This is a genomic window from Cupriavidus sp. 207A1 (assembly GCF_057798955.1).
Genome location: NZ_JBYOJO010000021.1, coordinates 107,152 through 116,194 on the forward strand (window position 1 = coordinate 107,152; position 9,043 = coordinate 116,194).

Here is a 9,043-nt window from a genome sequence, read left to right on the forward strand (position 1 = left end):
CGGCCGAGGCTTGGCCAATCCCCACGCCCTTCCATAGACCCTTTCCAGAACGACAATACGGAGACCGATTCAATGGACCGTCGACTGATCCTGCGCGCACCCTTGCTGGCCGCGCTCTGCTTTTCCTTCTCATCGGGCTCTGCGCAAGCGCAACCTATCGCCGGCGGCAAGCCGGTCACGCTGGTGGTTGGCTTCGCTGCCGGCGGCGCCGCCGATGCGGCCGCGCGGCTGATCGCCAAGAAACTGGCGGACAACCTGGGCCAGCCGGTCGTCGTCGACAACCGCGGCGGTGCCGGCGGCAATATTGCCCATCAGCTGGTGGCGCGCGGTCCGGCCGATGGCAGCATGCTGCTGTTCGGCTCGATCGGCCCGCTGACCATCGCGCCGCACCTGATGAAGCTGCCTTACGATCCGTTCAAGGATCTGGCTCCGGTCTCGGGCGGCGTGAACTTTCCCAACGTGCTGGTGGTGCACAAGGGCGCCGGGGTGAACAACCTGGCCGAACTGGTCGCGCTGGCAAAGAAGAAGCCTGGAGCGGTGGACTACGCGTCGACCGGTGCCGGCTCCGCCTCCCACCTTGCCGGTGAACTGTTCAACCAGCGCGCCGGCATCGAGATGGTCCATATTCCCTACAAGGGCGGGGCACCGGCGCTGCAGGACCTGCTTGGCCAGCGTGTGACCTCGTACTTCGCGGCACCGCCGACCGCAATGCCGCAGGTCGAGGCCGGCAAGCTGGTGCCGCTGGCCACCACCGGCCCGGTGCGGCCGGCGTATCTGCCAAACGTGCCCACGGTAGCGGAATCCGGCTATCCCGGTTTCGAGGCGTTGAACTGGTATGCCTTCGTGGCTCCGGGCAAGACGCCGGCCCCAGTCCTCGATCGCTGGAACCAGGAGATCGTCAAGGTGCTGAACGACGCCGGCGTGAAGGATGCCCTGACCAAGCATGGCCTGACCCCGCAGCCGACCACGCGGCCGGAACTGCTCGCCTTCATGAAGAAGGAAAGCGCCAAGTGGGGCGCGATCGTCAGGGAGCGGAAGATCACGGTCGATTGAGGCCGGCGATCAGGCCGGGACGGCAGCGCCGCCGTCGCGGCCTCAATCCTTGTGCAGCGTGGCGCCGAACCACGAGCCCTCGCGCACCAGGCTGCGCGCGGTATCGGCCAGCACCACCCGTGCCGCCAGTGCCGCAGGCGACAGCTCATCATCGGAAAGGCTCGCCAGCAGATTGTGCCGCCCGACCTGGGCGTCGACCACCAGCGAGCGGACCAGCGTCGGATCATTGAGGCGCGCGGTCGCTGCGCCCGGCTGGATGGTGGCGCCAAAGCCGGCGCGCACCGCATCCATCAGCAGCGACAGGCCGTCGATCTCCGCCACCACGTTTGGCGTCACGCGCACGCGCGCAAAGGCAGCATCGAGCAGGGCGCGCAGGCCGTGGGTAGCGCTCGGCAGGATCAGCGGCAGTTCGCCCAACTGGGCGAGCCGGGCGCGCTGACCCTTCGGCAGGCCTGGCAGGCCCGAAGCCCCAAGCACATAAAGCTTCTCGTCGAGCAGCGGCGTCACGCTCCAGCGGCGCGCGGTCTCGGTGCGGAACACAATGGCCAGGTCCAGCCGGCGCGCATTGAGCATCTCGCTCAGGTGCCCGGACAAGGCCTCGACCACGTGGACGCGCACGTCGGGATAGCGCGCAGCCATGGCACGCAGCAGCGGCACGCCCAGCACCGCGGCGGTAGTCGAAGCCAGGCCGATGCTGACATGGCCGGACAGCCGCGCCTGCTGCGCGGCCCGAACCGCATCATCGGCGTGGCGCAGCGTCAGCTGGGCCTGCCGCAGGAAGGCCAGCCCGGCGTCGGTCGGCACCACGCCGGTGGACTGGCGCTGCAGCAGGCGCGTGGACAGTTCGCGCTCGAGCCGGCTGATCTGCTGGCTGAGCGCGGAGGTGGCGAGCTCCAGTTCGAGCGCTGCCTTGCCGAAGCTGCCAAGTTCGCAGACCTTGGCGAAATAGCGGAGTTGACGCAGTTCCATGGAGTATTCGGTGGCATCGCACTATGCGAGCGCCGCGGCGACGGACTATTGGCTGGCCGTGGTTGCGTGCGGCATGCCGCCGAATGGTAGCACCTGGCAGGGGCCTGCGCGGATGGGAGCAGGGAACAGAACTGTCCGGGCGAGTTTTGAAGCAGGGTACCGGCCCGCCCGGGATCCCGGCGGGCATTTTTTGCTTCAGTTGTAGCCCAGTACCGCGATCGTTGCGACGTCCGGCCGGTCGTTCGAGTTGTCGGTCAGCACTTCCGTGGGGGTCTTTTGCCTGCCGGCCCGGATCACCCGATGCGAGCCAGGCTGCGGCGCCTGGCGGACAGCTCGAAGCAAAGATGCAAGAGACGGGTCGATGCTCGTGACGGCGTTCATGGGCGATTTTTCTCGATGGTAAGCACTTGAGGTCGATGATGGTTCAGGCCTGGCCTGCGTGGACAGCGCCATCGTGGGTTTTCTGGGTCCGGCTGCGCTTGATGACGCCGAACACCATCAGCACCACCGGCAGGATCAACAGGCCTTCTGCCAGTTCGGGATCCACCGGCAGTTTGATGACATGCAATGCCTTCAACCCGGCTGCCGCGATGGACAACACGTAATACGAGATCGCGGCGACCGACAGCCCCTCGACCGCATGCTGCAGATGCAACTGGTTGCGCGCGGTGCGTTCCAGTCCGGCCAGCAGCCTGGTGACATCCCGCTCCTGCGCCAGGTTGACGCGGGTGCGCAGCAGGTCGACCGCGCGCGCCACCCGTGCCGCGATCTGTTCGTGGCGCGACCAGACGCTGCGGCAGGTCTCCATGGCGGGACCGAAACGCCGCTCCATGAATTCGGAGATGGTAGGCATGCCTTCGATGCGCTGTTCCCGCAACTCATGGATGCGCGCCAGCACGATGCGCTCATAGGCGCGCGATGCGCTGAAGCGCCCGCTGTGCCCGGACAGCGATTCCACGCGCACGGCCAGTTCGGTAAGCCGATCCAGCAGTTCGGCATCGTCGTCGCCGGCGCGGCGCGCGTCCATGGCGCGCATCAGTTCCTGCAGCGATGCGTGGATGTCGTCGAGCTCCCGCCCCAGGCGACGTGCGACCGGCAACGCCAGCAACGCCATCATGCGATAGGTCTCGATCTCGTAGAGCCGTTGCAGCAGCCTGCCGCCCTGTTCCTCGCGGAAGTCCTCGTCGATCGCCAGGATGCGCATATAGCCATCGGCCCGCACGTTCCAGTCGCAGTAGACCTTGCCGCTGCCCAGGACATCGCTGCCGACCAGAACCGGCCCGTCGAGCCATTCGCGCAGCTTCGCGCTGACAGCGCCCGCCGCCTGTCCCGACAGCAACTCCATCCGCACCGCATGGAAGCGCTTGCCGGCCAGCAGACTCAGCCAGTCTGCCGGAACACCATCGATGGCGAGGTCGTTGAAGTAATCGGTGTCGTCGCGCGGACTGACGAAGGTGAAGGTGGAGAACTCGGTGTGGCGCTCCCATTTCAGATGCCAGCCGAACGGGGATTGCACGGCGTAGTGCGTGACCCCGTCCGCAGGCAGCGCCATGCCGGTCTGTTCGCACAAGGTGCGCACCAGATATTCATGGATGGCGGGATCCTCGTCCGAGTAAATGGCGTAGTGGGTCAGTGACACGCTGCCGCTGAGCCGAAGAAAGGGCCGGGCGTGCAATTCGGCGACCAGGGAGGCACGCAGCGGGTGGTCGACGAGGAGGGAAGCGGCTGGGTTGTCCATGCTCGGAGGGGAGGGCGGAATCCTGTTTGCTGTTGCCGAATATCGCACGCCGTTTTCAACAAGAAAAACGCATAATATTGATTGTTACGTTCAGTTTTCCTGATACCAATGAAGACGCTCGACCACGATGTGCTGGCCACGGTGATCGCCGTCGCCGAGACCGGCAATATGACGCGGGCCGCGGAGGCGGTGAACCGTTCGCAATCCGCGGTCAGCATGCAAATCAAGGCACTCGAGGAAGCACTGGGCCGCCCGCTGTTCGTGCGGCGGCCGCGCAGCATTGTGCTGACGCACGAGGGCGAGGTGCTGCTGGGCTTCGCCCGCCGCATGCTGGCGCTGCGAGACGAAGCCTGGGCGGCGGTGGTGCGGCCGGAGGTGACGGGCAAGGTGGCGATCGGCGTGCCCGACGATTACGCGTCGTCGCTGCTGCCATCGGTGCTGAAGAAATTCTCGACCACGTACCCGAAGGTAGAGATCCAGGTGGTCGGCCTGCCCAGCAGCGCGCTCGCGCCACTGGTCAAGGACGGCACCGTCGACCTGGTCTGCGGCACGCGCGTGAAGGGCTTGTCCGGCGACTTCATCCGCCATGAGCCGATGGCATGGGCCGCCATGTCCAACGGGCCGCAAGTGTGGGAGGACCGGCCGCTGCCCATCGCCGTGTTCATGCCCGGCAGCGTGGCGCGCGAGAACGCGATACGCAGCCTCGATCGCGCTCGGATCGCGCATCGCACGTCGTACGAGAGCCCGAGCCTGCTGGGCCTGCTCAGCATGGTCGAAGCCGGCCTGGCCGTGGCCGCGCTGGCCCGCTGCGCGATCCCGCCGCAACTGACCGTGCTGGGCCAGGCCCAGGGCCTGCCTGACCTGCCGCCGCTCGAGCTGATCCTGGCCCGCAGCGCGAAGTCGAAGCGGCCGCCCTGCGAGTTCCTTGCCGAGCAGATCATGACGGACTTGCGGGCGGGGGCGGGGCAGGCCTAGCGTCAAAAAATGCACTAAAGAGCACACGTCGCTCTACGGCGGAGTGCAACGCAATCCCTCTTGAAATTTCGCGGCGCCGTACTATTTTATTTTTCGCTCAGGCAGTCGCGACGTTGCGCGCTGCGTGTTTCTATTTGTTTGCCAGCAGCTTGGCAGGTGAATGGTAGCGCGTTGCCCCTTCGCCTCCTTGCTGCATCGCAGGAGGATAAGACCATGAGTGATCTATTCTTCGGAACCGACCTGTTCAACGAACTCGACTCGCGCTATGCCAACGGCTGCCTGTCTGTCAGTGTTGGCAAGCAGGAAGCCTCGAAGCCACGGGCGATTACGGTGCAATAGCGCGAGGAGCAGTCGCTGGTGCGTCGGCTCGGCCAACCTGCGCGCTGCCGACGTGCCTCTTGCCGGAGGGGCCAGGTATTTTTCATTGCGTGAATGGAGGACGAGATGAAGACGGATCTGGGCAAGTGGAATCCCTTCAAGTTCCTGCGGAGACCGGCGGCGGAGAAGCCATCCAGTGACGAGCCGTCGAACGTTCCTGTGCCCCGGCACAGGGCCTCCGAATGGCCGGACGTTTCGCGGCTGTTCTCCGGCGAACCATGGCGTGCGATGGGGGAGTTCCTGCATGAACCGTTCGCCGGCTTCAGCGGTCTGGACCGGTGGTTCGGCGACTTCAGTTCTTCCCGCTTCCAGCCGAGGATCGACGTGGTCGACGATGGCGCGGCATTGCGGATCACGGCCGAGCTGCCGGGCATGGAGCGTGAGGACGTGAAGACCACCATCGAAGATGGGGCGCTGGTGCTGCGCGGAGAGAAGCGACAGGATGTTTGCAGCGAAGAAAACGGCTGTTACCGCCTGGAGCGCGCATATGGGGCATTCATGCGCAGCATCCCGTTACCGGATGGCCTCGACCTGGACCACGTCGATGCGCGCTTCGAACGCGGCCTTTTGACAGTGCGCTTGCCCAAGTCGGGCTCGCCGCAGGCTGCGGTCCGGCGAATCGACGTGAAGTGAGCCGGATAGAAGAGTGGGCCGGGTGGCAGCCGGCTTCTCGCTACCGTAGCAGCCAAACGGAAGCGGGTTCTGGCATGCCCCGGCCCCAGGGTCTGTACGCATCTTTGGCAAAAGGAGGCTTCGATGGAGTTTGGTTCCGAATGGCTAACCCTGGGCAAGCATCGGCTGCGGCTGAGATGCGCGCGCGGGTTCCCCACCGAAAGGACGCGGCGTGTGGCGGAACTCGCCAGGATCGCCATTGAGAGCAACCTCAGCGCAGCGGCACGGCTGGTCGAGGTAAGCAGTGAAGGCGAGAGGGCCTACACGGTCAGCGTCGGCACGACGTTTGCCAAAGACCGCGAAGCAGCCCCGCACCTGGAGCTGGCGTTGGCCACGATGCTTGGGCTGAAGGTCGGCCAGGTCTCTATGGAAATAGTGGTTGTCAGCCAGGCAGACGTTGACAAGCACTTTGGCGTCTATGAGCGAATGCTGGCGGAAAAACTGGGCATCGTGCCTTCGATACAGTAAGGCTCCCGAAGCATGCCAATATCGCGCCCAGCAAGGCGCCAGCATTCCGGCCACCGTCACCAGTCGGCGCATTGTTTCCCTGGGTTTTTGAAGCATCGGCAGTGCCGCGCCATACCGGCGGGCAAGCGCTGCGTGCATGACGCGGCCGCCTTTCGGTTGGACGGGATCGCCGCGGGCGACCGCGCCGGCCACGAGGACACGTTTCAGCACGCATGCGTCAAGGGGCTGGCCAGGTGGCGGAAGCCCGGAGCCGGTATCCTTCTTCCCTGCAAGTTCACAACCCCGCATTTTCTATGTCCTCAGAATCAACCGGGCAACCATCGCTCATTAGCACCGGCACCAGGGCCGGGCTGATTTTCGCCCGTGCGGTCATCAACGGCGGCCTGCTCGGCATGGCGCTGGGCGGCGGCGCATTTTTCTTCTACTTGAGCCAGTTGCTGGGGCCGGGCAACACGGCGGTGAATTCCGGGGGCGCGGGCGCCAGCTTCGCGCTGGCCACGTCTGCGCCGTGGTTGGTAGCCGTCCTGCTGCTGTTGTTCGTGGGCGTCTACGCGGTGCTGGGCGTGGCACACGGGCGCGCACGCGCCATGCAACACCTTGTGGAGGCGCACGGCGACGTCCTGACGCAGCGCCTGGCGTCTGCATTCGCGGACCGCATCGAAGCCATGCCACATACGCACGGGACGCTGGAGCGCACGGCAGACTGGCTGTCGGTCGACGCCTTGAGCAAGCAATTGGCGCCGGTATTGGGCGAAGGTCGGGCGGTGCGCTCGGCGATCGCCTTCGTGCTGAACCGCCTGCCAATCAGCGACATGCTCGCCGAATTGCAATCGTGCCGCGCAGCGGCGAGCGAACCGCCAGCGGGCGACAAAGGCGCAGTGAAGGATCCTGCGCTACGCGCCATGCTCACGCGCTGTATCAGCAAGACATTGCAGGACATAGCGGCGCCCTCGAGCGAACCGCTATACGTCGCGCTAGGCGCGCATGCGCTCCTGCTGGGCGTGGGACTCTGGCTGGTGTGGTGAGCCGACGCCGGCTGGCTGAATATCATGGGCAGCGCCTTGGGCGGACATTTCAACTTTGCTGAAACCGGACATTACTGCTTAGCTACTACACCTACTGTCTAGGCGGTTTTGAAAGGTCGTCTCTTCCGCTAAATTCAAATGTCGGCATGGGCGTGCTTTTTGTGCGGGGTTGGGTTCTTTTGCGGGGTAGAAGTAGGGCGGTGGCGCTGGCCTGACGTGACTGAATTCAGCGCAGGGTGGGGCGGTGGATTCGCGGTGGGCAAAGTTAAAAGGTCCGCGTTCCGCTGCAGCGGCGCGGGCGCCAGCGCGCGTTCCAGATCGAGCCGGTTGATCAGCCGCTGCCGCTTGACGTTCAGCGGCGCGCGATGGGGCCGAGCGGGTTCACCCTGCAGCGTGCGCGACGGCCCCGCCTGCTGGCGATCGTCGCGCTGCGCCTGCACCTTGGCAGCCAGCGCCAGCACCGCTCCCAACCGCTTGTTCTCGACGATCGCACCCTGGTCCATCTCGCCGAGCCGGTCATAAGTGGTGTAGGGCAGGGCAGCGCCATCGGCCCACAGCTCGATGCGCCCGTCCGGATACTCGGCCACCTCGATATACCGATGAATCAGGCGCCGGTGCTCGGGCCGGTCCGCGAGCAAGTACATCACCTTGTCGTACTGCAGCGTGAGGCTTTGCGAGACCTTGCGCCATTCGCGCCAGCTGAAGATCCGCGCCAGGTCCTCGTCGCCGCGCAGCGGCCGGTGCGCATCGAAATCGCGCTTGGGCACCTTGGCGAAGCGCGCATTGAAGTCGGCGATGAAGTGCGGGGCAAAGGCGTTGGCGGCGGCCATCGTGCTGATGCCGCGCAGCCGCAGCTCCTTGACCAGCCGGTCCTGCAAGGTGCCGTTCATCCGCTCCACGCGGCCCTTGGCCGGGCTCGAATTGGCGCACAGGATGTCGATATTGAGCTCGAACAGCGCGCGCCCGAACTGGGTGTAGCCGCGGCCCTCGGCGCTGTCCCTGGCGTTGACGCGGAAGATGCCGGCCTTGTCCGAATAGAACGCCATCGGCTTGCCATGGCGCTCGACATAGGCGCGCGTGGCGGTGAAATACGCCGGCGTGGATTCGGTCGGCACGAACAGCAGCTGCATCAGGCGCCCGGTCGCGTCATCGACGTAGACCAGCAGCGTGCAGGCCGGCGCCCGGTCCTCGAACCAGGCGTGGTCGGAGCCGTCGATCTGCACCAGCTCACCCAGGCAGGCGCGGCGGTTCCTCGGCTGGTGCACCTTGGGCGGGCGCAGCTTGCGCGGCACCCAGAAGCCCGCGTCGATCATGATGCGGCGAACGCAGGCTGGCGAGACTTCGATGCCGTGGCGCTCGCGCAGCTTCTCCCAGGCGAGGGTCGGGCCGAAGTCGGCATAGCTGTCGCGAATCAGGCCACGCACCCGGGATTCGAGGCCCGGCGGCAATTGCCGGTTACCGGGGCGACCGCGCTTGCGCGAGATCAGTCCACTGGGGCCGTCCTCCAACAGTCGCAGAACAAGCCGCCTGACGTGCCGGGCGCTGATGCCCAAGCGCTCGGCTGCTCGCCAGCGCGCCAAGTGCCCATCGGCGACAGCTTGGATCACCTTCATCCGGTCAACTTCACGCATGCTCATGGTCACCAAATCCCGTTCGCGCATGGCTGCCTCCCGTAGCGCCCGACGAAACTCGCAGCGTACGGGGACTCAGGCTCAGGTGACATCTCTAACCATGGCAAAGGTGACATTACTAAAAACGGCCAACA

At 65.6% G+C, this 9,043-nt stretch carries 9 protein-coding genes and 1 pseudogene; 6 read left to right on the plus strand and 4 right to left on the minus strand.

Features of this window, described 5'->3' with window-relative positions; all coding sequences use genetic code 11:
- Positions 1–72: 72 nt before the first annotated feature.
- Positions 73–1,053 (plus strand): Bug family tripartite tricarboxylate transporter substrate binding protein, encoded by a 981-nt coding sequence (locus AC3FMM_RS28880; RefSeq protein ID WP_116314405.1) that lies wholly within the window; start codon positions 73–75, stop codon positions 1,051–1,053.
- Positions 1,054–1,095: 42 nt separating this feature from the next.
- On the opposite strand, the gene AC3FMM_RS28885 is transcribed toward AC3FMM_RS28880, so the two are convergent.
- From AC3FMM_RS28885 to AC3FMM_RS28895, 3 genes are all read right to left on the minus strand, one after another.
- Positions 1,096–2,022 (minus strand): LysR family transcriptional regulator, encoded by a 927-nt coding sequence (locus AC3FMM_RS28885; protein ID WP_488687830.1) that lies wholly within the window; start codon positions 2,020–2,022, stop codon positions 1,096–1,098.
- Between the two features lie 195 nt (positions 2,023–2,217).
- Positions 2,218–2,403, minus strand: coding sequence for a hypothetical protein (locus AC3FMM_RS28890; protein WP_147299341.1), 186 nt, complete (start codon positions 2,401–2,403; stop codon positions 2,218–2,220).
- A 43-nt stretch (positions 2,404–2,446) separates the two neighbouring features.
- Positions 2,447–3,760, minus strand: a complete 1,314-nt coding sequence (locus AC3FMM_RS28895; RefSeq protein WP_115713279.1) for a DUF3422 family protein — start codon at positions 3,758–3,760, stop codon at positions 2,447–2,449.
- A gap of 108 nt (positions 3,761–3,868) precedes the next feature.
- Here AC3FMM_RS28895 and AC3FMM_RS28900 point away from each other — a divergent pair, with 108 nt between their 5' ends.
- The 5 genes and pseudogenes from AC3FMM_RS28900 (at position 3,869) to AC3FMM_RS28920 (ending at position 7,278) form a co-directional block, all read left to right on the plus strand.
- The gene (locus AC3FMM_RS28900; RefSeq protein WP_116314406.1) at positions 3,869–4,735 is read left to right on the plus strand and encodes a LysR family transcriptional regulator; all 867 of its coding nucleotides are present in this window, start codon (positions 3,869–3,871) and stop codon (positions 4,733–4,735) included.
- Between the two features lie 261 nt (positions 4,736–4,996).
- Positions 4,997–5,074 (plus strand): annotated as a pseudogene (locus tag AC3FMM_RS28905) (Hsp20/alpha crystallin family protein); the annotation flags it as partial.
- Between the two features lie 105 nt (positions 5,075–5,179).
- On the plus strand, positions 5,180–5,746 hold the full coding sequence (locus AC3FMM_RS28910; RefSeq protein ID WP_115714242.1) for an Hsp20/alpha crystallin family protein: 567 nt from the start codon (positions 5,180–5,182) through the stop codon (positions 5,744–5,746).
- Positions 5,747–5,869: 123 nt separating this feature from the next.
- Positions 5,870–6,253, plus strand: coding sequence for a hypothetical protein (locus tag AC3FMM_RS28915; protein ID WP_473703956.1), 384 nt, complete (start codon positions 5,870–5,872; stop codon positions 6,251–6,253).
- 293 nt (positions 6,254–6,546) lie between these two features.
- Positions 6,547–7,278: a hypothetical protein gene (locus AC3FMM_RS28920; protein WP_488687833.1), complete on the plus strand. Its 732-nt coding sequence runs from the start codon at positions 6,547–6,549 to the stop codon at positions 7,276–7,278.
- A 134-nt stretch (positions 7,279–7,412) separates the two neighbouring features.
- On the opposite strand, the gene AC3FMM_RS28925 is transcribed toward AC3FMM_RS28920, so the two are convergent.
- Entirely contained in the window at positions 7,413–8,915 is a 1,503-nt protein-coding gene (locus tag AC3FMM_RS28925) for an ISNCY family transposase (protein ID WP_414249619.1), read from the minus strand.
- Positions 8,916–9,043: the final 128 nt, after the last annotated feature.

What these genes read in the sequence shown, in the direction of transcription:
- AC3FMM_RS28915 (WP_473703956.1), top strand. Translation starts at nt 5,870, where the DNA reads ATGGAGTTTGGTTCCGAATGGCTAACCCTGGGCAAGCATCGGCTGCGG.
- AC3FMM_RS28880 (WP_116314405.1), top strand. Translation starts at nt 73, where the DNA reads ATGGACCGTCGACTGATCCTGCGCGCACCCTTGCTGGCCGCGCTCTGC.
- AC3FMM_RS28925 (WP_414249619.1), bottom strand. Translation starts at nt 8,915, where the DNA reads ATGAGCATGCGTGAAGTTGACCGGATGAAGGTGATCCAAGCTGTCGCC.
- AC3FMM_RS28900 (WP_116314406.1), top strand. Translation starts at nt 3,869, where the DNA reads ATGAAGACGCTCGACCACGATGTGCTGGCCACGGTGATCGCCGTCGCC.
- AC3FMM_RS28895 (WP_115713279.1), bottom strand. Translation starts at nt 3,760, where the DNA reads ATGGACAACCCAGCCGCTTCCCTCCTCGTCGACCACCCGCTGCGTGCC.
- AC3FMM_RS28910 (WP_115714242.1), top strand. Translation starts at nt 5,180, where the DNA reads ATGAAGACGGATCTGGGCAAGTGGAATCCCTTCAAGTTCCTGCGGAGA.
- AC3FMM_RS28885 (WP_488687830.1), bottom strand. Translation starts at nt 2,022, where the DNA reads ATGGAACTGCGTCAACTCCGCTATTTCGCCAAGGTCTGCGAACTTGGC.
- AC3FMM_RS28920 (WP_488687833.1), top strand. Translation starts at nt 6,547, where the DNA reads ATGTCCTCAGAATCAACCGGGCAACCATCGCTCATTAGCACCGGCACC.
- AC3FMM_RS28890 (WP_147299341.1), bottom strand. Translation starts at nt 2,403, where the DNA reads ATGAACGCCGTCACGAGCATCGACCCGTCTCTTGCATCTTTGCTTCGA.